The sequence below is a fragment of the Betaproteobacteria bacterium genome, from assembly GCA_016720065.1.
Lineage (GTDB): Bacteria > Pseudomonadota > Gammaproteobacteria > Burkholderiales > Rhodocyclaceae > SSSZ01.
Genome location: JADJXY010000002.1, coordinates 2,104,583 through 2,128,743 on the forward strand (window position 1 = coordinate 2,104,583; position 24,161 = coordinate 2,128,743).

Sequence of the window (24,161 nt, forward strand, 5' to 3'; positions counted from 1 at the left end):
CCGAATAGGGCACGCTATGGAACAGGTACTTGCGACTCGCTCAGTCAGCATCACGGAACTCAAACGTAGTCCCAGCGCCGTGCTTGAGCAGGCCGGCTCCGAACCGGTGGCCGTCCTCAACCACAACCGCCCCGCCGCCTATCTGTTGTCGCCCGAAGTCTATGCGTCCATGCTGCTACACCTCAATGCAGACTTGCGAGCAGCCATTCAGGAGGGCATCGACAGCGGCCCTGCCATTGCCGCAGAGGACGTGCTGGCGGAATTGAAGGCGCGTTACGCCGAACCGAAACGACCAGCCGCCAAAGTGAGGAAGCGAGCTGCCTGATGTCTGCCGTGGTCCTATCGCCGAAGGCGCGGCAGGATCTGCTCGACATCGGCGACCACATCGCCCGGGACAGCCCGGCCAATGCCCGGCGCTTTGTCGCAAGACTGCTTGAGCAGTGCAAGCGCATCGGGCGCGCTCCCTTGGGCTACGTCAGCCGCGAGGAACTGGCGCCCGGCCTGCGCATGGCCGCGTTTGAGAGTTACGTGATCTTCTTTCGGATTCTCGACGGGACCGTACGAATCGAGCGCGTATTGCACGGCGCACGCAATCTGCCGGTAGTCATTGCGGCGGATGGCGGGCAGCCCGTCAAATAGAATCCGCAATTTTCTGGCCACCCCGCGCCTCCACGGTAGCGCACCAACACCGTGGCTCCTGCGCACGGCCTTTCAGTGCAGCTTGACGTGGGGCTCGGTGCGACGCGTGATGAGGCGGGCCAGGGTATCCAGCGCCACCTTGACGAAGCCGTGCAGCGCCAGCTCGTGCATCTTGTACAGCGAGCGGTACATGAGGCTGGCGAAGCGCCCTTCCAGCCACAGGTTGCCGCCCACCAGGCTGCCCATCAGATTGCCCACGGTGGAATACTTGCCCAGGGAGACCAGGGAGCCGAAGTCGCGGTAGGTCCAGGGCTTGAGGGGCCGGCCGGCCAGCCGCGCCTCGATCTGCTTCACCAGATGCGAAGCCTGCTGGTGGGCCGCCTGGGCCCGGGGCGGCACCAGGGTGCCTTCGGGCCTGCCTTGCCATTGGCAGGCAGCGCAGTCGCCCAGGGCGAAGATGTTGGGGTCGCGGGTGGTCTGCAGGGTCGGCTCCACCACCAGTTGGTTGACCCGGTTGCTCTCGAGGCCGCCGAAATCCTTGAGCATCTCCGGCGCCTTGACGCCCGCCGCCCACACCACCAGCTCGGCCGGAATCACCTCGCCATCCTTGAGGCGCAAGCCGTCCGGCAGTACTTCTGCCACCACCGCATTGGCACGCACTTCGACGCCGATCTTGTCCAGGAGACGCATGGCGGCGGCCGAAACCCGCTCGGGCACCGCCGGCAGGATGCGCGGCGCGCCTTCGATGACGACGATGCGGATGTCCTCGCTGGCGTCGATGCGGTCCAGGCCGAAGGACACCAGGGCGCGGGCGGTGTTGTGCAGTTCGGCGGCGAGTTCGATCCCCGTCGCCCCGGCACCGATGATGGCCACGGTGAGTTGCCCCGGCCGCCGCGGTTCGCTCTGGGCGTGGGCGCGGATGCAGGCATTGACCATGCGGCGATGGAAGCGCGCGGCCTGGCCCGGCGTCTCCAGGCAGATGGCGTGCTCCTTGACCCCGGGGGTGCCGAAATCGTTGGTCAGGCTGCCGACGGAAATGACCAGGGTGTCGTAGTGGAACACCCGCGGCGCGGCGATCACTTCCTCGCCGTGTTCATCGACGTAGGGGGCCGTATAGACCAGGCGTTTCTCCCGGTCGATGCCGACCACTTCGCCGAAGCGGTAGCGGTAGCCGTGCCAGTAGGACTGGGCCAGGTGGTTGAGCTCGTAGGTACTGAGGGACATGCTGCCCGCCGCGATTTCGTGCAGGTGCGGCTTCCAGAAATGGGTGCGGGCCTTCTCGATCAGGGTGACCGCGGCCTTGCCCTTCTTGCCCAGGCGGTCGCCCAGCTTGGTGACCAGTTCCAGCCCGCCGGCGCCACCGCCGATGACCACGATCTGATGCAGGCCGGCATCGGGGCCGACGACGTTGAAGGGTTCGAGGTCCGGACGGCCGGACGCCGACCCCGGGGTGGGGGAGCAATTCTCCATGGGGGAACTCCAATAATTTTTGCTGTGGTGCAACAATACCTTAAGATTCAGGCAACTTCCAGCGACCGCCTCCCTCGGCGGGGCGGAAATTCCTCACACCCGGGGGCAAATCAAACGCTCAGCGATTGCTGTGGGTTCCCGTGCGCACGGCCAGGAAGACCTCGCGCAGGAAGAGCCCCAGGGCGACGATCATCGCCGCCATGGAAAGGATGAAGAGGGTGGCCACCAGGCGGGCGAGGTCCACGGCCACCAGGGCGGCGACGAAGGCACCAGCCACCACGAGGCAGACCAGCAGGGCGCTGAGCACGGCGTAGAAAATGGCGAAATAGACCAGGCGGCTGCGCCGCTCCAGCAGGTCGAGTTCCGCAGCCACGGTCTCGCCGTCGCCGGCGGCGCGCCCGAAGAGGGTCCGCCGCCGATCCACGATGCGCCCCAGGCGGCCGTTGAGGGTGTTGATGAGGGTGGCGATGGCGGTGAGCAGGAAGACCGGTGCCACCGCCAGTTGAATGACGCGGGAAATGTCGGTGAGATGCGACTCCATCAGGCGTCCTCGGCCACCAGCTCGACGGTCTGCCCGTAGAACACCACCCGTTGGCCGGGGCGCAGCTTGGCGCGCTTGCGGGTTTCGTAGTGGCCATCCACCTGGACGATGCCCGCGGCGATGGCCGCGTGGGCGGCGCCACCGGATTCGACCAGGCCGGTGGCCTTGAGCAGTTGGTCGAGCTGGATGTATTCGCCGCGCACGGCAAAGCGGATTTTCATGGACGCGTCCTCATCGGGTTCCGCGGCTGGGCCGCCAGGCAAGCATAGCAGGGCGAACTCCAGGCGGCACCGTCACACCACCCGGTTCCGTGGGCGGCCCGCGACGAAGGCTTCGAGGTTTTCGATCAACTGGTCGGCCAGGGCCTGCATGGCGGGCCGACTGGCCCAGGCGACATGGGGGGTGAGGAGAAAATTGGGCAGGGCCAGGAGTTCCGGCGCCAGCAGGGGGTGATCGTCCGGGGGCGGCTCGGCGGTGGCCACGTCGAAGCCGGCGCCGGCGATCCAGCCTTCCCTGAGGGCGTGGACCAGGGCGGCTTCATCCACCAGGCCGCCGCGGCCGGTATTGATGAGGAGCGCCGTGGGCCGCATGGCCCGCAACTCGGCTTCGCCGATGAGTCCGCGGGTGTCGGGCCCAAGGGGACAGTGCAGGGTGAGGGCGTCGCATTGACGCAGCACCTCGGCGAAGGCGGTGTAGCCCGGGCGCACTGTCGCGGCGCCCTTGCGCTCGGCCCGCAGGACGCGCATGCCGAAGGCTTCGGCCAGGCGGACGACGCCGGCGCCCAGGCTGCCGCTGCCGACGACCCCCAGGGTGGCACCGTGCAGGTCGCGGATGGGGTGGTCGAAAAGGCAGAACTGCTGCGAACACTGCCAGCGCCCGGCCTGGACCGCCTGGCGATAGGCGATCAGGTTGCGGGAGAGGGCCAGCAGCAGCATGAAGGTGTGTTCGGGCACGGTATGGGCCGCGTAGCCACGGATGTTGCAGACGGCGATGCCCCGGGCGCGGCAGGCTTCCAGATCCACGACGTTGGTGCCGGTGGCCGACACGGCGACCAGGCGCAGATCGGGCAGGGCCGCGAGGGCCTCCGCCGGCAGCGGCACCTTGTTGGTGATGGCGATGCTGGCGCCGGAGAGCCTCTCGACGGCCTGCCCCGCCGGTGTGGTGGCGTATTCGACCCACTCGTGGGGAAAGGCCGGGCGCCGCAGATCGGCGATAAAGGAATCCCGGTCCAGGCAGACGATGCGTTGCATGGCGCTATGCCGCGCGCACCAGGGCCTTGCCGTGGCGGGCGGCGATGGCGGCGATGCGGTCGGCGAGGGCGGCCTCGCCACGGAATTCGACCCGTCCCACGGTGTCCTGGGCGCAGAGCCCCTCGATGGCGGCGTCGTCCCCGTGCACCAGATTGAGGATGCCCGGCGGCCAGGCGGCCCGGGCGGAAAGTTCGCACAGGGCATAGGCGGCGGCCGGCGCCCGGGGGCTGGGCTTCAGGACCACCGTGCCTCCGGCCGCCAGGGCGGCGGCGGCTCCCTGGGCGAGACCACGCAGGGGGGCCGTGGCGTCCGCCACGACGACGCTTACTCCCGTTTCCCCGCCGGCGGGGGGATTGTCCAGGGCCGCCACTGCGGCGGCCACCTCGGCGGCGGCGGCTTCGGGCCCCCAGCCGGTTTCCGCGGCAACCAGGCCGGCGAAATGGCTCGCCAGGCCGGCCAGGGCTTCCCCCAGGGCGCTCAGGCAGGTGCGTCGCTCAGCGGGGCCGCGGCCGACCCAGGCGAGCGCCGCGGCTACGGCGGCCGCGGTGGCCCGGGCCGCCTCGTCGGCGCCGCCCAGGGGCACCCGGCGCAGCACGGCGCCGGTGGCAGGATCGGTCACGTCCAAAAGCCCCTCCCCCACCGTGACGTAGGGATGGCCTTCGATCCAGAGAGGAACGGCCAGGGGGCCTTCCGCGGTGAATTTCATGATGGAACTCTCGTTGAACTTGGGGCGGCGGGGGCGAGATTCATCGCCGGCCGCCATGGTAGTATTGCGCCGCACAATAAGGACGGGGTCGGACCGGCGCCGTCTCAACCACGCGGACAAGGGAAGTCAATTGGGCGAAGCCGCCAAGAATACCAGTTCCATCCAGGTCATCGAGCGCATGATGTCGCTCCTCGACGCCCTGGCGGCCACGCCGGACCCGGCCAGCCTCAAGCAGCTCGCCACCGCCACGGCACTGCACCCTTCCACGGCCCACCGCATTCTCGCCGCCATGAGCCAGGCCCGCTTCGTCGAGCGCCAGGACGCCGGCACCTACCGCCTCGGCATCCGCCTGCTGGAGCTGGGCAATCTGGTCAAATCGCGCATCAATCTGCGCGAAGTCGCCCAGCCCTTCATGCAACGCCTGCACGAGGACATCGGCGAGGCGGTCAATCTCGGCATCCGGCACGAGGACGAGATCGTCTATATCGAACGAACCTCTTCCGGCCGCTCCCTGGTCCGCGTCGTCTATCTGGTGGGCGGCCGGGCACCCCTGCACCTCACTTCGGTAGGCAAGCTTTTCCTGGCCGAGGAAAGTGCCGCGGCCACTCGCGACTACGCCAAGCGCACCGGTCTGCCGGGCAAGACGCCCCATTCGCTCACCTCTCTGGCCAAGTTGGAGAAGGATCTGGACTGGATACGCCGGCATCAGGTGGCCTACGACAATGAAGAGGCCGAAATGGGGCTCAAATGCGTCGCCGCCCCCATTCGCGACGACGAAGGGCAGATGGTGGCCGGTCTTTCGGTCTCCGCCCCCACCGAGCGCCACGATCCCGATTGGGTCGCCCAGGTGCGCCGCACCGCCGACGCCATTTCCCACGCCCTGGGTTTCGAAGCCAAGCCGGCCTGACAGGCCCGGGCAGTCCGCCCTCCGCTCGGCTCGCCCTGCGCGCCGCAGTGTATGCATCATCATCCTGGAAACCTCAGTTGGCCGCTGTCAACCCCGGGAATGCCTTGTTCCCCGGGCCTCCACGCCATGCCGACGGGCTCACCCACGGGGTCCATCGCCACGCCCGCCGGGGGGCTCAGGATAGGCGGATTTTAGCGACCAACGAAGAGGCCGCCCGCAGGCGGCCTCTTCGTTTCCGCAAGGCCGGAGTGGCTTACACCATGGGCCGGCCGTGCGGGATGCCGGCGCTTTCCATCCAGCGCTTGATGCGGTTGGCGTCGCCCACCCGGGTCATCTTGCCCACGGAATCGAGCAGCACGATGAGCACCGACTTGCCGGCCACCTGAGCCTGCATGACCAGACAGCGGCCCGCTTCCGAGATGTAGCCGGTCTTGGAGACGCCGATTTCCCAGCGCTCGTTCTTGACCAGGGCGTTGGTATTGCCGAAATCCCGCTGGCGGCCGTTCAGGTCGACGCGGGCCTCCGCGGTGGTCGAGAAGGCGCGGATTTCGGGATACTGAGCGGCGGCAGCGACCATACGGGCCAGATCGAGGGCCGTGGACACGTTGTTGCTGGACAGCCCCGTGGGTTCCTCGAAGCGCGTGTGCTGCATCCCCAGGGCGCGAGCCTTCTGGTTCATGGCCGCAACGAAGGCCGGCAGCCCGCCGGGGTAGTGACGCCCGAGAGCGTTGGCGGCGCGGTTTTCGGACGACATGAGGGCGAGCAGCATGGCGGTTTCGCGGGTCATGGTGGTTCCCACCGGCAGGCGGGAACGGGTGCCCTTGAGGCTGTCCACGTCCTCATCGCCGATGGCGATGACTTCCTGCATGTCCAGACGGGCGTCGAGCACGACCATGGCGGTCATCAACTTGCTGATGGACGCGATGGGGGTCACCGCGCCTGAATTTTTCTCGACGATGGATTCGCCGGTGGACTGGTCGAGGACCAGTGCAGAAGCCGAGTAGAGCGCCAGACGGCCCGCTTCGTGAGGGATCGCGGCGACAGGGCGCAGGGCCTTGCGCTCGGCGGCCGGAGCCGCCTTGGCCATCCTGGCGACCTTGGCGGTCTTGGCCTTCTTGGCCACGACCTTTTTCTGCTGCGGCTCGACCTTCCTGGCCGCCTGGGCGGGGTTGCCGAACCCCAGGCCCACCAGGGCTCCGAACACCAGAGCCCGTTGCAGTTTACGCATCATTGGATCCTCCTGCAGACAAGGGAGACATTTTAGCCCAGTCTAGCAGGGAGGGACAAAAATTCCACTAAAACATATGCCTAGCACAAATTCTTAAGAAAAGCCTTATCATGAGGCGTCGACCACCGTCAAGGCGGTCATATTGACGATGCGCCTTACCGTCGCCGTGGGGGTGAGGATATTCACCGGCTTGGCCGCCCCCAGCAGGATGGGACCGACGGTGAGGTTATCCCCCGCCGCCACCTTGAGCAGGTTGAAGGCGATATTGGCAGCATCCAGGGTCGGCATGACGAGGAGGTTGGCCTGTCCCTTGAGGCGGGAATTGGGGAAGGCGGAAAGACGAATTTTCTCGTCCAGCGCAGCGTCGCCGTGCATTTCCCCTTCGACTTCCAGTTCCGGCGCCCGCTCTTCGAGGAGCCGCAGCACCTGACGCATCTTGACGGCCGTGGGCGTGTTTTCGGTGCCGAAGGTGGAGTGGGACAGGAGCGCCACCTTGGGCGTCATGCCGAAGGCGCGGATCTCGTGGGCGGCCAGCAGGGTCATGTCGGCCAGCTGCTCGGCGCTGGGATCGTAATTGACGTAGGTATCAGCGATGAACACCGTCCGCCCCGGCAGCATGAGCAGGTTCATGGTGTAGTAGCGGTCGAGCCCCGCCTGGGTGCCGATGACGTTTTCGACATAGTGGCGGTGCGCTTCATGGCGGCCGAAGGTACCGCACACCAGGCCATCGGCATGGCCCAGACGGACCATGAGGGAGCCGTAGAGGGTATTGCGGCGCCGCACTTCGCGGCGGGCGTAATCCGGCGACACGCCCTTGCGCTCGGTGAGGCTGTGGTAGGTCTGCCAGAATTCGTCGTAGTGCGCGTCGAAGAAGGGGCAGCCTTCGGTATGGACGATCTCGAAATCCTGCTCCTCGCGGATGCGCAGCCCGGCAGTTTCGATGCGGCGATTGATTTCAGCACGCCGACCTATGAGCACGGGGCGAGCGATACCTTCGTCGCGGATGACCTGGACGGCCCGCAGGACGCGCTCGTCCTCGCCTTCGGCGAAAACGATGCGCCTGGGGGCTTTCTTGGCGTGTGAGAACACCGGCTTCATGATGAAGCCCGAGTGATAGACGAATTCGTTGAGCCCCTGGAGATAGGCCGGCCAGTCGCTGATGGGCCGTGTAGCCACGCCGGAATCCATGCCGGCCTTGGCCACGGCGGGGGCGATCTTGACGATGAGCCGCGGGTCGAAGGGCTTGGGAATCAGATACTCGGGACCGAAGCCGGAAATGCGCTCGCCGTAGGCGGAGGCGACGACTTCCGATTGCTCGGCCCGGGCGAGTTCGGCGATGGCCTTGACGGCGGCCATCTTCATCTCCTCGGTGATGGTGGTGGCCCCCACGTCCAGGGCACCGCGGAAGATGAAGGGGAAGCAGAGGACGTTATTGACCTGGTTGGGGTAGTCCGAACGCCCAGTGCAGATGATGGCGTCGTCGCGCACCGCCTTGACCTGTTCGGGAAGGATTTCCGGCGTGGGGTTGGCCAGGGCCAGGATGAGCGGTGTGGGGGCCATCTTTGCGGCCATCTCCGGCTTCAGCACACCGCCGGCGGATAGGCCGAGGAACACGTCGGCGCCCTCGATGACCTCACCCAGACTGCGGGCGCCGGTCACCTTGGCGTAGCGCGCCTTGATTTCATCCATTTCCTCAACCCGGCCCTCAAAGACCACGCCCTTGATGTCGGTGACCCAGATGTTTTCCACCGGGGCGCCAAGCATGACCAGGAGGTCGAGGCAGGCCAGGGCCGCAGCGCCGGCACCGGACGTGACGATCTTGACCTGGGCGATATCCTTGCCGATGAGGTGCAGGCCGTTGAGGATGGCCGCACCGACAACGATGGCGGTGCCGTGCTGGTCGTCGTGGAAGACGGGAATCTTCATGCGCTCCCGCAGTTTCTTCTCGATGTAGAAGCACTCCGGCGCCTTGATGTCCTCCAGGTTGATGCCGCCGAAAGTCGGCTCCAGGGAGGCGATGGTGTCGATCAGCTTGTCCGGGTCGCGCTCGGCGATCTCCAGGTCGAAGACGTCGATATTGGCGAACTTCTTGAACAGCACGCCCTTGCCTTCCATCACCGGCTTGGCGGCGAGGGGTCCGATGGGGCCCAGTCCGAGGACGGCGGTACCGTTGGTGATGACCCCCACCAGATTGCCGCGGGCGGTCAGGGTGCTGGCTTCGGCGGGATCGGCGACGATTTCCTCGCAGGCGAAGGCCACGCCGGGCGAGTAGGCCAATGAGAGATCGTACTGGTTGGTCAGTTGCTTGATGGGGGTGACCGCGATCTTGCCGGGCCTGGGCTCGCGGTGATAGTAGAGAGCGGCCTCGCGAAGCTGTTGGGCGTCCATGGTGTCTCCTTTATTTCACATTATGGAATGTAATTTCGATATGCGATAAATGCTAGCACGAGGTCCGTGAAATATCACCCCTCGGACATCACGTAGGCCGCGGCGTCAAGTAGATGTTTACCCTAGGGGGTGGCATAATTACGGGCTTCCCAGCCGACGGCCCCCGCGCCGCGCGCTTCATGGTGGCGGCAACCGGCGACTGGCACAAACCCTAGCTTTGTCAGCAACTTAGAGAGAGACACCGCCATGACCGCACCGCTGAATGCTCCCGATTACGTCAAACACGAAGGCCTCAAGAAATGGGTGGCGGAAATCGCCGCTCTGACCCAGCCCGACCGCATCTACTGGGCCGACGGCTCCCAGGAGGAGTATGACCGCCTGTGCGCCGAAATGGTACAAGCCGGCACCCTCATCAAGCTGAACGAGCAGAAGCGCCCCAATTCCTACCTGGCCTTCTCCGACCCCTCCGACGTCGCCCGGGTCGAAGATCGCACCTACATCTGCTCCGCCAAGAAGGAAGACGCCGGCCCCACCAACAACTGGGAAGAACCGGCCAAGATGCGCGATACCCTCGCCGGCCTGTTCAAGGGCTGCATGAAGGGCCGCACGATGTATGTCATTCCCTTCTCCATGGGCCCCCTCGGTTCCCCCATCGCCCACATCGGCGTCGAGATCTCCGACTCCGCCTACGTGGTGGTCAATATGCGCACCATGACCCGCATGGGCCGCAAGGTGCACGACGTGCTGGGCAGCGACGGTGAATTCGTCCCCTGCGTGCATACCGTCGGCGCCCCCCTGGAGCAGGGCCAGAAGGACGTGAAGTGGCCCTGCAACCCCACCGTCAAGTACATCGTGCACTATCCCGAGACCCGTGAAATCTGGTCCTACGGTTCCGGCTACGGCGGCAACGCCCTGCTCGGCAAAAAGTGCTTCGCCCTGCGCATCGCCTCCACCATGGCCCGCGACCAGGGCTGGCTGGCCGAGCACATGCTCATCCTGGGCGTCGAATCCCCCGAGGGCGAGAAGACCTACGTCGCCGCCGCCTTCCCCTCTGCCTGCGGCAAGACCAACTTCGCCATGCTGATCCCGCCCAAGACCTTCAACGGCTGGAAGATCACCACCATTGGCGACGACATCGCCTGGATCAAGCCCCGCGTCGACAAGGACGGCATCACCCGCTTCTACGCCATCAACCCGGAAGCGGGCTTCTTCGGCGTCGCCCCGGGCACCAGCGAAAAGACCAACTACAACGCCCTGGCCACCCTGAAGGAAAACATCATCTTCACCAACGTCGCCCTGACCGACGACGGCGACGTGTGGTGGGAAGGCCTGACCAAGGAAGCCCCGGCCCACCTGATCGACTGGCAGGGCAAGGACTGGACGCCGGAAGACGGCAAGGCCGGCAAGAAGGCCGCCCACGCCAATTCCCGCTTCACCGCTCCGGCCAGCCAGTGCCCGTCGGTGGACGCCGCCTGGGAAGATCCCGCCGGCGTACCGATTTCCGCCTTCATCTTCGGCGGCCGCCGCGCCACCACGGTGCCCCTGGTCTACCAGGCCTTCAACTGGAACTACGGCGTCTACATGGCCGCCACCCTGGGCTCCGAAACCACCGCCGCCGCCTTCGGCCAACAGGGCGTCGTGCGCCGCGACCCCTTCGCCATGCTGCCCTTCTGCGGCTACCACATGGGCGATTACTTCAACCACTGGCTGAAGATGGGTCACACCGTCGAAGCCACCCCCAAGATCTTCTGCGTGAACTGGTTCCGAATGAACGAGAAGGGCGAATTCATGTGGCCCGGCTTCGGCGACAACATGCGCGTCTTGAAGTGGATCGTCGATCGCTGCAAGGGCAAGGTCGCCGCCAAGGAAACCACCCTGGGCTGGATGCCCAAGTTCGAAGACATCGACTGGACCGACCTGGACATCCAGAAGGCCGAGTTCGACGCCCTCACCACCATCGACGCCGAAGCCTGGAAGACCGAGCTGGCCGGCCACAAGGAATGGTTCGACAAGATGGGCGAAAAGATGCCCCGCGAACTGGTCTTGAAGCGCGAACTGTTCGAGATGGGTATCTTCAAGGACGCCGCCTGAGAAAGCGGCCGCTGGCCTACTGCGCGACCCGATTCCGCTCCTGCGATGCTCGCCGTACGGCAGTACGGCTGTGCTTCTCGAAACGGACTCGGGCCGCTCGCTACGGCCCTCGGCCACTTTTTGAACTGCTTGAAAGATAATGGCTGCCGGCCTTGGCCGGTGGCCATTGTTTTTTGGAGATCGCCATGTATCGCCCTGCTTCGCGGACCCGGGAGATTGCGCCCTTCCACGTCATGGAATTGCTCACCCGGGCTAAGGCCCTGGAGGCGGCGGGGCGGGACATCATCCACATGGAGGTGGGCGAGCCGGATTTCCCGACACCGGCGCCCATCGTCGCCGCGGGGGCGCGGGCCATTGCCGGCGGGCGGGTGTTCTATACGCCGGCCCTGGGGATTCCGGAACTGCGCGAGGCGATTGCCGCCTTTTATGGCGCGCGTTACGGCCTCGAGGTTCCGGCTTCCCGCATCGTCGTCACCGCGGGCGCCTCGGGGGCACTCACCCTGGCGTTGGCCTGCCTGTGCGAACCCGGCCGCCGCTGGCTCCTCGCCGACCCGGGCTACCCCTGCAACCGCCATTTCGTGCGGGCCTTCGAGGGGGTGCCGACGGCGATCCCGGTGGGTCCGGAGAGCAATTTCCAGCCGACCCCGGCCCATCTCGACGCCCACTGGAGTCCTGACACCGACGGCCTCCTGGTCGCCTCGCCGGCCAACCCCACCGGCACCCTGCTGAGCGGCGCCGAACTCGACGGCCTGGCGGCCGGCGTGCGCCGACGCAGTGGGCACTTCATCGTGGACGAGATTTACCACGGCCTCACCTACGGCGACCCCTGCCCCAGCGCCCTGGCCTGCGGCGACGATGTGTGGGTGGTGCAGAGCTTTTCCAAGTATTTCCAGATGACGGGCTGGCGCCTGGGCTGGCTGGTGGTCCCCGAGCCCTACCTGCGCGATGTCGAAAAGCTCGCCCAGAACCTCTTCATTTCGCCCCCCACGCCCGCCCAGTACGCCGCCCTGGCCGCCTTTCACCCGGAAACCGGGGCCATCCTGGAAGCACGGCGGGAAGAATTTCAGCGGCGGCGGGATTTCCTCGCTCCCGCCCTGGAATCCATCGGCTTGCGCGTCGTCGCCCGCCCCCAGGGCGCCTTCTATCTTTATTGCGACAGCTCAGCCCTGGCCGCTGAAAGTTTCGCCCTGGCCGGCAGGATGCTGGAAGAGGCGGGCGTGGCCGCCACACCGGGCCTCGACTTCGGCACCCACGCACCGGGGCGCCACCTGCGCTTCGCTTACACTACCGAGGTCGGCCGCCTGGGTGAAGCCGTCCAACGCCTGGAGAGGCTATTCCGGGGGTAGTTCGAGGGTGGGATAGCGGGCCCGCACCCGCGCCCAGTCGAAATGGGGGCCGGGATCAGTCTTGCGCCCTGGCGCCACGTGGCAATGGCCGGCGATCGCATCGAGGGGATAGCGCAGGCGCAGGGCATCGATCACCTGCCAGAGGCTTTCGTACTGGGCGTCGGTGAAAGGCGCTTCGTCGCAACCCTCAAGTTCGATGCCCACCGAGAAATCGTTGCAGTTTCCGTGCCCGCGCCAGGACGACGCCCCGGCGTGCCAGGCGCGCCGGTCGCAGGCCACGAACTGCACCAGACGCCCGCTGCGCGCCACGAAGAAGTGGGCCGAAACCCGCAGCGCGGCAATTTGCGCGAAATAGGGATGGGCCTCGGCCGGCAGGCGATTGAGGAAAAAGCGCTCGACCCAGTCACCACCGAATCGACCTGGCGGCAGGCTGATGGCGTGGATCACCGCCAGGGAAACCACGCTTCCCGAAGGGCGTGCTTCCTCGTTGGGCGAGGGCAAGCGGGCGGCCCCCACCAGCCAGCCCCGGGGGCGCCAGGGGCTCATGGCGCCTCGCCCGAGGGGCAAGTCCGGCGGCGAGGCACTCCCGTCCGCGGAGGCAAGGAGGGAATTCCCGGCCCGGAGGGCAACAGGCGAGGCAGGGCCTGCGCGCAGCCGCCCTGTCTTTCGGCCGCTCCCCCCGCCCCACTCTGCCAGTGCGGGGAAGACCCGGGCTCGGTCTGGCCGTAGCTGGCGCGGAACCCCCCTGCCCCACCCGGCCAGAGAGAGAAAAATCCGGAGGTACAGCGCTTCCTGCGACCGAGGACCACGCTCATTCGATGCCCAGCCGCTCCAGGCGATAGCGCAGGGAGCGGAAGGTCACCCCCAGGAGGCGGGCCGCCGCGGTACGGTTCTGGCCGGTTTTCTGCAAGGCGTCGAGGATGGCCTGGCGCTCGACCCGGTTGAGATAGTCGTCCAGGGTCTCGCTCCCGCGGCCCAGAGCGTCGCCGCTCACTTCCTCAGGGGCGAGGTGCAAATCCTCGGTTTCGATGCGCTCACCGGAACACAGGGCCGTGGCCCTCTCGAGGATGTTCTCCAGTTCCCGCACATTGCCGGGAAAGGGATATTCCCGCAGGGCGGCAAGAGCGGCCGGCGTCAGCGGGGTACCGCCTGCGAGACGATTCAGGATGGCCTCGGCGAGGACCGGAATATCCTCCTTGCGCTCCCGCAGCGGGGGCATGCGCAGCTCGATGACATTGAGGCGGTAATAGAGGTCCTGCCGGAAAGCCCCCTTGTCGACACACTCGCGCAGATTGCGATGGGTGGCGCAGATGACACGCACGTCCACAGGCTCCTCCGCGGCACTGCCCACCTTGCGCACACGCTTTTCCTGGATGGCGCGCAAGAGCTTCACCTGCATGGGCAGGGGCAGATCCGCCACCTCGTCGAGAAAGAGCGTGCCGCCGTTGGCCGCCTGGAAGAAGCCATCGCGGTCGCTGTCGGCGCCGGTGAAAGCCCCCTTGCGGTAGCCGAAAAATTCGCTCTCCATGAGATTCTCGGGGATCGCGCCGCAATTGACCGGAACGAAGGGCGCCGTGCTGCGGGCGCTCTGGGTATGGATCAGCCGGGCGGCCAGTTCCTTGCCGCTGCCCGATTCGCCGGAGATATAGATGGGCGCCTGGCTGCGGGCCAGCTTGTCGATGGTGGCGCGGACCTGCTCCATGGCCGGCGAATCGCCGATCAGGGTATGGATGGGCGACCCCCCCCCGTCCCGGCCCGGCAGACTCAGGGCGGACTTGACCAGGGCGCGCAACTGGTCGAGGCCCACCGGTTTGGACAGGTAGTCGAAGGCCCCGGCCTTGAGGGCGGCCACTGCGTTTTCCGCGCTGCCAAAGGCGGTGATGACCGCCACCGGCGTCTCGCCGAAATGTTCGGCCACGTGGCGCACCAGCGTGAGGCCGTCGCCATCCGGCAGGCGCATGTCGGTCAGGCAAAGCTGGTAGTCCGTTTCGGCCAGCAGGCCCTTGGCCTCGGCCACGCTGCCGGCGCAATCCGCCGCCAGCCCCATGCGGGAGAGGGTCAGATCGACGAGTTCCCGGATGTCGGGTTCGTCGTCGACGACCAGAACCCGGATCAGTTCGCCGCGAACCCGGCGCTCGGAACGTCCTGCTGACACGTATCGTACCTCCCGCTCACGATGAAATGACCATACCCGGCCTCGGGCCCCAGATCGAGACTCGCACCGTTGGCCTCGCAGAGCTCCCGGGCGATGAAGAGCCCCAGCCCGGTCCCCGAGGCGCGGGTGGTGAAGAAGGGCTCGAACACCTGCCCCCGCAACTCGGCCGGGACGCCAGGCCCGTCGTCGATGACGTGCAATTCTACCTGCCCCGGCTCGTCGCCGGGGCGAGCGTTGATCTCGACGCTGCCGGCCAGTCGCCGCGAATGGGCCACCGCATTGGCCACCAGATTCCACAACACCTGGTGCAGGTGGGACCGATCGAAGCAAAGCACCAGTCCGGCATCGCTACCGACGGAAATCAGATCCGGCGGCAGGTCGTCGGCCTCGCAAAACTCGGCGGCGAACTGGGCGAGTACGGTATCCAGGGGCAGCGCCTCGGCCTGGGCGCGGTCACGGCGGCCCAGGTCGAGAACATCCTGCACGATGCGGTCGAGCCGCCCCACGTTGTCGTTGAGGATACGCAAAAGGCGCTCCTGCATCTCCCCGCGGCGCTCTTCGCGCAGCAGTTCTCCGGCATGGGATATGGCGGCCAGGGGATTGCGGATCTCGTGGGCGATGCTCGCCGTCAGGCGCCCCAGGGCCGCGAGTTTCAGCTGCTCCGCCCGTTCATGGACCCGACCGATATCCTCCAGGAAAACCAGCGCTTCCCGGTCGCTGCTGTCGGTGGCCTCGAAGCGCACCCCCAGGGACTCTCCCCCTTCGGCGACGACGCTCGTTTCCGCCTCCCCCTCGCCCCGGCGCCAGGCTTCGAAGGCCTCGGCAAGCGCACGGGAATAGTAGGCCAGGGGCCGATGGGCGCCGAAATCCTCGCCCAGGAGCGCCGCCGCCACCGGGTTGCTGCGCAGCACCCGCCCGTCCCCGGCCACCACCAGCACGCCGTCCAGTACCCGGGCGACGATCTGCTGGCTGATGCGACTCTGGTTTTCCAGTTCGACCCCCCGGCGGCGCGCCAGCGCCTCTTCCGCCATCGCCCTCTGCCCCAGGAGCCGGGCCAGGATCGCCGTGGCGAAGAACCCCGCCGAAAGAAAGCCGGCCTGCACGAAGGAACCGATATCGAAGCCCGCCGTCAGGACGCCGTAGGCCTGCATCGACAGCAGGGCAAGGGTGGCGAGGGCGGCGTAGAAGAGGACCAGATGGCCGCGGCCCACCAGACTGGCCGCCGCGAGAGAAACCAGGAACACGATGCCGAAGCCGCTGGACACCCCTCCGGCTGCGTACATGGCGCCATTGACCGCCAGCACATCGACCGCAACCTGGGCCGAGAGCTGAACGTTGAAACGCCGCTGCCAGACGAGGGCCGACGACAGCCCAGCGCCGACCACGAGGGCGTAAAGCGCCGCCAGCCACGCCAGGCTGCCCTGCGGGGCAAGCCAGAAGACTCCCATCCAGGAAGGCGAGAACCAGAGACCGGCAGCCAGAAGGGCAACGACGACCAGACGATAGAGATTGAAATACTGGAGCGAACGCCAGTTGGGCTCCCAGGGAGAAGAGCGCCAGAATCTCATCGGCCCCTCGGCCCGGCGGCACGATGGGCCGGGCAACAGTAGAAGGCCTGACCTTGCGCCAGCGCCTCGGCCTCGGGCAGATGCACCCCGCAGTGGGCGCAGGCCACCATGGTCTCCGCCGGGCGTTCGGCCCTGCGCTCGACCTCCTGCTGCCGATCAGGCAGGGGCCGGCTCCGTTTCCAGGCCAGCCAGACAAAGGCTGCGATGAGCCCGAGAAGAATCCACTTCAGCATGCCGAGTCTCCCGCGGGGAACGCCCCCGGAGGAAAAATTCCCCAAAGGCGAAAGAATAGTTAAAGCAGCAGTCCCGCGGGCGAAATTATAATCTCCCGGTCCCCGGCCTCTCGCCAGGTCCGTCCCCCGGGGCGGCTCCCTCGCCGCGCAAGCCCCGTGAAAATGCCCCCTCTTGCTGACCGAGTCACGATGAAACTACAACCCGTCGTTCTTTCCGGTGGATCCGGAACCCGCCTCTGGCCCCTCTCCCGGGAGAAATACCCCAAGCAGCTCCTGCCCCTGTGCGGCCCTCAGTCGATGCTGCAAGCCACCGTGGCGCGCATGGACGGGCTGCCGGATCTGGGCGACCCCATCCTGGTCTGCAACGAGGAGCACCGCTTCGTCGTCGCCGAGCAGGTGCGGCTCCTGGGCAAACGGGGCCGCGTCGTCCTCGAGCCCGCCGGCCGCAACACGGCTCCTGCCCTGACCCTGGCCGCCCTCTTCGCCGTGCGCGACGGGGCCGATCCCATTCTGGTCGTCATGCCGGCCGACCACGCCATCCTGGACGAAGCCGCCTTCCGCGCGGCCGTAGGTCATGCCGCCCAACTCGCCGAAGCCGGCATGGCGGTCACCTTCGGCATCACCCCCGATTGCCCCGAGACGGGCTACGGCTATATCCGTCGCGGCGCCGCCCTGGCCGCGGGCAGTGCGGGCTTTCGCCTGGACGCCTTCGTCGAGAAGCCCAACCGGGCCACCGCCGAAGCCTATCTGGATAGCGGCGACTACCTCTGGAACAGCGGCATCTTCGTCCTCAAGGCCTCCGTCTGGCTCGCCGCCCTGGAGCGCTGCCGCCCCGACATCCTGGCCGCCTGCCGCAACGCCCTGGACGATTGCCGCGACGACGATGTCTTCGTACGCGTGGGCGCAGCCGCCTTCGCCGCCTGCCCCTCCGATTCCATCGACTACGCCGTCATGGAACGCCTCACCCAGGGCAGCGCCGATCTGCCGCCGGGAGCGGTCATTCCCCTTTCCGCCGGCTGGTCCGATGTGGGCGCCTGGGACTCCCTGTGGAAAGTCCTGCCCAAGGACGAAGCCGGTAACGCCACCCGCGGAGACACCCTTCTGGAGGGCTGCCGCGACACCCTGGTCGTCTCCGAGGGCCGACTGGTGGCCTGCGTCGGTGTCGCCAACCTGGTGGTGGTGGAAACCGACGACGCCGTCCTGGTGGCCCATCACGACGCCACCCAGGACGTCAAGAAGGTGGTCGATCGCCTCAAGGCCTCGGGCCGGAGCGTCGCCCAGTGGCACCGCAAGGTGCATCGCCCCTGGGGCTGGTACGACGGGGTCGATGCCGGGGAACGCTTCCAGGTGAAGCGCATCTCGGTCAAACCCGGCGCCGCCCTGTCGCTCCAGATGCACCACCATCGCGCCGAGCACTGGATCGTCGTGCAGGGCACCGCCCGCGTCACCCGGGGCGACGAAATTCTGCTGGTGAGCGAGAACCAATCGACCTACATCCCCCTGGGCACCACCCACCGCCTGGAGAACCCGGGCAAGGTGCCCCTGGAGATGATCGAAGTCCAGTCCGGCAGCTACCTCGGCGAGGACGACATCGTCCGCTTCGAGGACACCTACGGTCGCAACTGAGGCCCGACCATGATCCTGGTAACCGGCGGTACCGGCTACATCGGCTCCCACACGGTGGTGGAACTGCTTGCCGCCGGCGAGGAGGTGCTCATCCTCGACAACCTGTGCAACAGCACGGCGGGAGTCGTCGACCGCATCGCAGGCATCGCCGGCCGCCGGCCGGCCCTGGTGGTGGGCGACATCCGCGACGCCGCCTTGCTGACCCGCCTGTTGCGGGAGCACCCCGTCCGGGCCGTGATGCACTTCGCCGGACTGAAGGCAGTAGGCGAATCGGTGCAGGAACCCCTCGCTTACTACGACAATAACGTGGCCGGCACCCTGCGGCTGCTGGAGGCCATGGACCAGACCGGGGTCAGGAAGCTGGTTTTCAGTTCCTCGGCCACGGTCTATGGCGATCCCCACAGCCTCCCCATCCAGGAACACTTCCCGCTCCAGGCCACCAATCCCTACGGCCGCACCAAGCTGCACATCGAGGAAATGCTGCGCGACCTGAGTCGGGCGGACCCCCGGTGGCAGATCGCCATCCTGCGCTACTTCAATCCCGTCGGCGCCCATCCCAGCGGCCTCATCGGCGAATCGCCCCAGGGTGTTCCCAACAACCTCATGCCCTACGTCACCCAGGTGGCCCTGGGCCTGCGGTCCCAGGTGAATGTCTTCGGCCAGGACTACCCCACCCCGGACGGCACCGGCGTACGGGATTTCATCCACGTGGTCGACCTCGCCCGGGGACACCTGGCCGCCCTGGCCAAACTCTCCCCGCAGCACCCGATGCTCTGCGTCAACCTGGGCACCGGCCGGGGCTACAGCGTCCTGGAACTCATCGCCGCCCTGGAGCGGGCCAGCGGCCGCCCGGTGCCCTACCGCATCGCCGACCGGCGTCCGGGGGATATCGCCGCCTGTTACGCCGATCCCACGCTGGCGCGGGAACTCCTGGGGTGGCAGGCGCAACTCGGGCTTGAGGCCATGTGCGAAGACGCCTGGCGCTGGCAGTCGGCAAGTCCCGCTGCCGAGCCCACGCAGTCCAGATGAACGCGCCGCGGACCGCCTCCACCACCGGGTCCGGCGCGGTGCCACAGAGGACCGCATCGGCCCCCGGCTTGTCGGTTTTTTTTACATCCCCGCCATCAACGTTCGGGCCAGAATTGGACAAACCCCGCAGCGGCCGGCCTTTCAGGCACCCTTAAAAACGCGGCACAACTTTTGCTTAAGCCCCTTTGACCCGTGCTGTCCGGCACTGCAGGAATTTCGAAAGAGCGCATCATGACCGATCAAGACAAGAACACTTCCCATCCTGCCCCCACCGGGGAAGCGGCCGGCGTGACGCTGCCCCGGCGGCGCAGACTCCTGACCGGCACCACGGCCGGCGCCGGCGTGTTCCTCGCCATGCAGGCCAAAACCGCCCTGGGAACCGGCGGCACCTGCCAGAGCCCCTCGGCGATGATTTCCGGCAACCAGAGCCCTCGCACCGGCAATGGTCATCAATGTTCCGGCGGGCGCTCGCCGGGTTTCTGGGTCAATCCGCAGCACTTCCCGTACTGGGTGGGCATCAGCTACCCCACGTTCACCAACGGCATCGTGGTTTGTTCCAGCGGCACGGGTAACGTCAACCCCTGCGACATCTCGGCGCGCGGCACGACGATTGGCAGCATTTTCACGGGCGCTCCCAATGGCCACCTGTCCATTTGGGAGGTCCTGCAATGGCCGACCAATTACCCCACCTATTCCGGCGCCAACTGCACCGGCACCAAGAACAACATGGACAAATTCAATGGTAAGGGTCAGCTCCTGCGCCACTTGTCTTCTGCCTACCTGAACGCTTCCTACTTCACTTCCACCGGCCAGGATTACCCGCTCTCCCTCACGCAGATCGTCGCCATGTGGGACGCGGTGAAGAACGGCGGCACCTATTGCCCGGCGGGCATGGTCTGCAATGGAAATGCCATGAGCGAAGCGCAGATCATCGCCTACATCGAAGGGATGTACGACATCAATTCGGCCGTCCCCAACCTCTGCAAGGCGCCCTGAGGCAGGGTCGGAACCGGCCTTGCGCATAGACCCGGCCCGGCAACTGGCCTTTTCTCCGGACTGGGACGGGGGGAGCGTCGTATTCGACGGCCGCTCCGGCGATTTCTGGGTCGTGGACCGGACGGTGTCCTCCGCCCTCCGCAGCGCTGGCGAGGAAGCGCAGCCCGCCGCCCTGAACGGGCTTCCGGCCGAAGTCCTCGACAGCCTTCTGGCCCACGGTATCATACGGGCTTCCTGATTCCCGGCTCCCGTCTTGGCAATGCCTTCCACCGTGCGGACCTTTGTCGTCCGCATCCCGCCGGTGACGGTACGGGTGCGATCCGACCTGGCCCCCGTCGCAGCCCACCTGACCCGCTTCTACGCCGAACGTCTGCTGCCCGCTGACAGCGCGGTGTTCTGCGACTTCGACATCGCCCTGATGGCCGCCGGGGGGCTGCGGCGTTTCTGGCGCCCCCAGGTCAGCTTTCTCCTGGACGGCCAGGATCCCTTCCTGCCCCTGCCGGTCGAGCAGGCCCCCCCCTTGCTCGAATGGGGACTCAACTGGTGCATGGCCAGCCGACCCCTGGGGTATCTGGCCATCCACGCCGCCGTGGTCGCCCGCGGCGCAGAGGCCCTTGTCCTGCCCGGCTTTCCAGGGGCCGGCAAGAGCACCCTCTGCTCGTCCCTGGTATTCCTCGACGGCTGGCGCCTCCTGTCCGACGAACTCGCGCTGCTGGACCCGGCCACCGTTTCCCTCGCGCCGCATCCGCGGCCGATCAACCTGAAGAATCGCTCCATCGATATCGTCAGCGCCTTTCCGGGCAGCCGACTCAGCCCCCGCTACCACGACACCCGCAAAGGCACCGTGGCCCTGGCCGCCCCCCCGGCCGATTCCCTGGCCCGGGGCGAAGATCCGGCCTACTGCCGCTGGGTCGTCTTTCCCACCTTCATCGACGAGGGCGAGCCCTGGTGCGAGCCGATTTCCCGCGCCGAGAGTTTCGCCCTCATCGCCGAGCAGTCCTTCAACAAGGAGCGCATGGGGGTGACCGGGTTCACCGCCCTGGCGGCCATGCTCGACGGGGCCGCCTGCTATCAGATCGGCTACCGCTCCACTGCAGAAGCCCTCGATCTCATCGCCCGCATCCGTCGCGGAGAGGCCCCATGAGCCCGGAGCAGCCCCAGCGCCTTCTCCTCGACCTCCTGGCCCGGCCCCAGGCCGCCACCTCCCTGACACCGGGGCAGTGGGAGACGCTGCTCTGCCAGGCCCGGGCCGCCAATCTCATCGGCACCCTGGCCGAGCGTGTCGACGCCGCCGGCATCCCCTTGCCCGACGGCCTGGCGCGCCACCTGCGCGGGGTGGCGCAGCTCAGCGCACGGCAGCGGGAATCGGTGCTTTGGGAAGCGCACCTCCTCGACCGCTGCCTCGCCCCCCTGGGTATTCCGGTCGTCCTCCTGAAGGGTTCGGCCTACGTGCTGCGGCAACTGCCGGTGGCCCGCGGCCGCCTGTTCGGGGACATCGACATCCTGGTGCCGCGGGAGCATCTGGGCGCGGTGGAGGTCGCCATGATGACCGCTGGCTGGACCTCGGCCAAGCTGCATCCCTACGACCAGCGCTACTACCGCCAGTGGATGCACGAACTCCCGCCCATGCTCAACGTCCGCCGCGGCACCATCCTCGACATCCATCACACCCTGCTGCCCCTCACCAGCCGCCATCATCCCGATCCGGCGCTGCTCTTTGCGGCGGCAGAGGCTCTTCCCGGGTTTTCCTGCCTGCGCACGCCCTCGCCCGCCGACCTGGTCATCCATAGCATCACCCACCTCTTCCACGAAGGCGAATTCCACAACGGCCTGCGCGACCTGGTGGACATCGATGGTCTGTTGCGCCATTTTGCGGCCAGGGATGCGGGCTTTTGGGACGGTCTGGTGCCACGAGCCAGGCAATTGCAACTGGCCTCCCCCCTCTTCCTGGGGCTCCATTTCGCGCAACACGTGCTGGCGAGCCCCATCCCCCCTGCGGTGCTGGCCGCGGCCGCAGCCGCGGGAGCGCCGTCGGCGCCAGGCCTGCGGCTCCTGGAGACCCTGTTTTCCCACGCCCTGCGGCCGCAGCATCCGCGTTGCCTGGGCCCGATGAGCGGCTTTGCCCTCTGGTTGCTTTACGTCCGGGCGCACTGGTTGCGCATGCCGCCCCATCTGCTGACCGTCCATCTCACCCGCAAGGCCTGGCGCAGCGTCTTCCCGGAACCGGAACGCACCCGGCACGACGACGAGCCGGGGCTGCCCGGCTGAGGCGTTGCTCGCGCTCTACCGCCCCCGTTCCTCGAGCAGGGATTGCAGATGATTGACGGGGATGGCGTAGGTGATGCCAGAGGGCTGGCTCAGGGCGGATTCGCGGGTGGCCTTGACGAAGACCATATTGATGACGCCGATCACTTCACCGCTTTCGACGTCGTACACCGGGCTCCCGCTATTGCCCGGGTAAGCCACGGCGTCGAGCTGGAAAATACGGAACGCGCCGGCCTGGGTACGTCTGATGACCTGGGCGTTGAGACCACGGGCATTCGCCGCAGGGAGGACGATGGGGGGAATCGCCGAAACGATGCCCCGGTGGGAAACGGGGAAGAAGCCCAGGACAGACCCGATGGGAAAGCCCGTGAAGGCGATTTCCTGCCCCTCGCGCACCGTCTCGGCCCGGCCCAGAACGACGGGCGGCAGGGGCGATCCGTCAATTTCCAGGACGGCGAGATCGTGGGCCTTGTCTTCGACGATGACCCGTGCACGCCGTAATTGCCCCCCTCCCTCGGAGGCCCCGGCCACCTGAACGGCGAGGGAAGCGCCTTCCTCGCCGGCCAGTACCGCGACCACATGGGCATTGGTGACGATGTGCCGCCCGTCGCCCACGGCGAATCCGGTCCCCCGCAGGGTGAAGGGCGGCGCGGCGAGGGCCTTGTAATTCCCCACCGCCACGACGGAAGGCTTGATGCGGGCGACGGTATCGGGCAAAGCCCCCGCCGCGAAAGCCGGCATCCAGACCAGCAGGCCGAGCAAACCACCGACGAGCGGCCTCAACACAAGCGCATCCCCGGCGCGGCGCCCGCCATCACATGAGCCGCGAGCTGCGGATGCGGGGAAGTTCGGGCGAGGGGTCGGTCACGGCGGGATCGAAGGGGTGTTCTTCCTTGCGGAAGAACTCGACGACCCGCTTCACGTAGCCCCGGGTTTCCTGGTAAGGCGGCACGCCACGGTAGCGATTCACGGCCCCCTCACCCGCGTTGTACGCCGCCGCGACGAGGGCGACATCACCGCGAAAATAGGCCAGCAACCAGCGCAGATAAGCCAGACCACCGCGGATGTTGTCTTCCGGATCGAAGGGCTTCTTGACGTTGAAGCGGGCGGAAGTTTCGGGGATCAGTTGCATGAGCCCCTGGGCGTTCTTGGGCGAGACTGCCGTCGGGTTGAAGTTGGACTCGACCCGGATCACGGCGAGAGCAAGGCGCGGATACACGCCATACTGCGGCGCCAGCCGCGCCACCAACTCGTAGACCTTGCGCGCCTCGAGCGTGGCGTTGGCGATGATCTCCTCGCCCGCCATGTCTTCCGGCGGCGCGGGGTCGATCATGCACTCGGGCTTCTTGCTGGCGATATCGCCGAAGAAACGCAGCATGCGCTGGGCGTGCGCATGACCCTGGTCGGCGGCGAGGCGAAAGAAATAGGCCGCGAGCTCGTCGTCGCGCTGAACCCCGCGTCCGTTGGCGTAAATCCAGCCCACGCTGTACTGGGCCTCGCCGTCGCCAAGGCGGGACGCCTCGCAGTAAAGCTTTACGGCCTCCGCGACATCCCGTGCAACGCCTTCACCATGCTCGTACGCCCGCGCCTGGCTACGCAGCAACTCGCCCTTGTGGGAACTGAGGCTTTCGCTCGCCGCGGCGCCGCCGCAGGCCAGGGCGAGCGCCATGCCCAGTCCGGCCCATCGCCGGACAAGGGATGCGCGCCGCCCGTAAAGCATGGC

Annotated in this window: 24 protein-coding genes; 11 read left to right on the top strand and 13 right to left on the bottom strand. The window is 67.0% G+C overall.

Features of this window, described 5'->3' with window-relative positions; translation table 11 throughout:
• The first annotated feature begins 16 nt into the window (after positions 1–16).
• Both IPM73_13065 and IPM73_13070 read left to right on the top strand, forming a co-directional pair.
• Complete coding sequence (locus tag IPM73_13065) at positions 17–325, top strand: type II toxin-antitoxin system prevent-host-death family antitoxin (protein ID MBK8918927.1); 309 nt, start codon at positions 17–19, stop codon at positions 323–325.
• Entirely contained in the window at positions 325–639 is a 315-nt protein-coding gene (locus tag IPM73_13070; protein MBK8918928.1) for a type II toxin-antitoxin system RelE/ParE family toxin, read from the top strand. Before IPM73_13065 ends, IPM73_13070 begins: the two co-directional genes overlap by 1 nt.
• Before the next feature lie 72 nt (positions 640–711).
• On the opposite strand, the gene IPM73_13075 is transcribed toward IPM73_13070, so the two are convergent.
• The 5 genes from IPM73_13075 to IPM73_13095 form a co-directional block, all read right to left on the bottom strand.
• The gene (locus IPM73_13075) at positions 712–2,109 is read right to left on the bottom strand and encodes an NAD(P)/FAD-dependent oxidoreductase (protein MBK8918929.1); all 1,398 of its coding nucleotides are present in this window, start codon (positions 2,107–2,109) and stop codon (positions 712–714) included.
• A 118-nt stretch (positions 2,110–2,227) separates the two neighbouring features.
• Entirely contained in the window at positions 2,228–2,650 is a 423-nt protein-coding gene (locus IPM73_13080; GenBank protein ID MBK8918930.1) for a DUF2721 domain-containing protein, read from the bottom strand.
• Entirely contained in the window at positions 2,650–2,871 is a 222-nt protein-coding gene (locus IPM73_13085; protein MBK8918931.1) for an RNA-binding S4 domain-containing protein, read from the bottom strand. Before IPM73_13085 ends, IPM73_13080 begins: the two co-directional genes overlap by 1 nt.
• Before the next feature lie 72 nt (positions 2,872–2,943).
• Complete coding sequence (locus tag IPM73_13090) at positions 2,944–3,900, bottom strand: D-2-hydroxyacid dehydrogenase (protein ID MBK8918932.1); 957 nt, start codon at positions 3,898–3,900, stop codon at positions 2,944–2,946.
• Between the two features lie 4 nt (positions 3,901–3,904).
• Positions 3,905–4,606, bottom strand: a complete 702-nt coding sequence (locus tag IPM73_13095; protein ID MBK8918933.1) for an aldehyde dehydrogenase — start codon at positions 4,604–4,606, stop codon at positions 3,905–3,907.
• Between the two features lie 178 nt (positions 4,607–4,784).
• Here IPM73_13095 and IPM73_13100 point away from each other — a divergent pair, with 178 nt between their 5' ends.
• Positions 4,785–5,513, top strand: a complete 729-nt coding sequence (locus IPM73_13100; GenBank protein MBK8918934.1) for an IclR family transcriptional regulator — start codon at positions 4,785–4,787, stop codon at positions 5,511–5,513.
• Between the two features lie 253 nt (positions 5,514–5,766).
• Here the strand turns inward: IPM73_13100 and pbpG are convergent, their stop codons facing one another.
• Both pbpG and IPM73_13110 read right to left on the bottom strand, forming a co-directional pair.
• Positions 5,767–6,744: a D-alanyl-D-alanine endopeptidase gene (gene pbpG, locus IPM73_13105; GenBank protein ID MBK8918935.1), complete on the bottom strand. Its 978-nt coding sequence runs from the start codon at positions 6,742–6,744 to the stop codon at positions 5,767–5,769.
• A gap of 105 nt (positions 6,745–6,849) precedes the next feature.
• Positions 6,850–9,129, bottom strand: a complete 2,280-nt coding sequence (locus IPM73_13110) for an NADP-dependent malic enzyme (GenBank protein MBK8918936.1) — start codon at positions 9,127–9,129, stop codon at positions 6,850–6,852.
• Positions 9,130–9,375: 246 nt separating this feature from the next.
• Between IPM73_13110 and IPM73_13115 the strand changes: the two genes are divergently transcribed.
• On the top strand, positions 9,376–11,220 hold the full coding sequence (locus tag IPM73_13115; protein MBK8918937.1) for a phosphoenolpyruvate carboxykinase (GTP): 1,845 nt from the start codon (positions 9,376–9,378) through the stop codon (positions 11,218–11,220).
• Between the two features lie 185 nt (positions 11,221–11,405).
• Positions 11,406–12,566: a pyridoxal phosphate-dependent aminotransferase gene (locus tag IPM73_13120; protein MBK8918938.1), complete on the top strand. Its 1,161-nt coding sequence runs from the start codon at positions 11,406–11,408 to the stop codon at positions 12,564–12,566.
• Here the strand turns inward: IPM73_13120 and ampD are convergent.
• The 4 genes from ampD to IPM73_13140 all read right to left on the bottom strand — a co-directional run bounded on the left by ampD (position 12,552) and on the right by IPM73_13140 (position 16,522).
• Positions 12,552–13,112 carry a 1,6-anhydro-N-acetylmuramyl-L-alanine amidase AmpD gene (ampD, locus tag IPM73_13125; protein MBK8918939.1) on the bottom strand — a complete coding sequence of 187 codons (561 nt, stop codon included), beginning with the start codon at positions 13,110–13,112 and terminating at the stop codon, positions 12,552–12,554. The two genes, IPM73_13120 and ampD, sit on opposite strands and share 15 nt — an antisense overlap.
• Positions 13,113–13,377: 265 nt before the next feature.
• Positions 13,378–14,721 carry a sigma-54-dependent Fis family transcriptional regulator gene (locus tag IPM73_13130; protein MBK8918940.1) on the bottom strand — a complete coding sequence of 448 codons (1,344 nt, stop codon included), beginning with the start codon at positions 14,719–14,721 and terminating at the stop codon, positions 13,378–13,380.
• A complete protein-coding gene (locus IPM73_13135; GenBank protein MBK8918941.1) occupies positions 14,679–16,289 on the bottom strand; it encodes a histidine kinase in 1,611 nt (536 codons plus the stop codon). Before IPM73_13135 ends, IPM73_13130 begins: the two co-directional genes overlap by 43 nt.
• Positions 16,286–16,522, bottom strand: a complete 237-nt coding sequence (locus tag IPM73_13140) for a hypothetical protein (protein ID MBK8918942.1) — start codon at positions 16,520–16,522, stop codon at positions 16,286–16,288. Before IPM73_13140 ends, IPM73_13135 begins: the two co-directional genes overlap by 4 nt.
• Positions 16,523–16,711: 189 nt before the next feature.
• Here IPM73_13140 and IPM73_13145 point away from each other — a divergent pair, with 189 nt between their 5' ends.
• From IPM73_13145 to IPM73_13170, 6 genes are all read left to right on the top strand, one after another.
• Complete coding sequence (locus tag IPM73_13145) at positions 16,712–18,148, top strand: mannose-1-phosphate guanylyltransferase/mannose-6-phosphate isomerase (protein ID MBK8918943.1); 1,437 nt, start codon at positions 16,712–16,714, stop codon at positions 18,146–18,148.
• A gap of 9 nt (positions 18,149–18,157) precedes the next feature.
• On the top strand, positions 18,158–19,177 hold the full coding sequence (gene galE / locus IPM73_13150; protein MBK8918944.1) for a UDP-glucose 4-epimerase GalE: 1,020 nt from the start codon (positions 18,158–18,160) through the stop codon (positions 19,175–19,177).
• 231 nt (positions 19,178–19,408) lie between these two features.
• Complete coding sequence (locus tag IPM73_13155) at positions 19,409–20,173, top strand: hypothetical protein (protein ID MBK8918945.1); 765 nt, start codon at positions 19,409–19,411, stop codon at positions 20,171–20,173.
• A 19-nt stretch (positions 20,174–20,192) separates the two neighbouring features.
• Positions 20,193–20,411, top strand: coding sequence for a hypothetical protein (locus IPM73_13160; protein ID MBK8918946.1), 219 nt, complete (start codon positions 20,193–20,195; stop codon positions 20,409–20,411).
• Between the two features lie 21 nt (positions 20,412–20,432).
• The gene (locus IPM73_13165) at positions 20,433–21,317 is read left to right on the top strand and encodes an HprK-related kinase A (protein MBK8918947.1); all 885 of its coding nucleotides are present in this window, start codon (positions 20,433–20,435) and stop codon (positions 21,315–21,317) included.
• Positions 21,314–22,441, top strand: coding sequence for a nucleotidyltransferase family protein (locus tag IPM73_13170; GenBank protein ID MBK8918948.1), 1,128 nt, complete (start codon positions 21,314–21,316; stop codon positions 22,439–22,441). The genes IPM73_13165 and IPM73_13170 overlap by 4 nt, the downstream gene beginning before the upstream one ends.
• Positions 22,442–22,456: 15 nt before the next feature.
• Here IPM73_13170 and IPM73_13175 read toward each other — a convergent pair whose 3' ends face one another.
• The gene (locus IPM73_13175; protein MBK8918949.1) at positions 22,457–23,179 is read right to left on the bottom strand and encodes a trypsin-like peptidase domain-containing protein; all 723 of its coding nucleotides are present in this window, start codon (positions 23,177–23,179) and stop codon (positions 22,457–22,459) included.
• Between the two features lie 73 nt (positions 23,180–23,252).
• Positions 23,253–24,158 carry a transglycosylase SLT domain-containing protein gene (locus IPM73_13180; protein MBK8918950.1) on the bottom strand — a complete coding sequence of 302 codons (906 nt, stop codon included), beginning with the start codon at positions 24,156–24,158 and terminating at the stop codon, positions 23,253–23,255.
• Between the last annotated feature and the right edge of the window lie 3 nt (positions 24,159–24,161).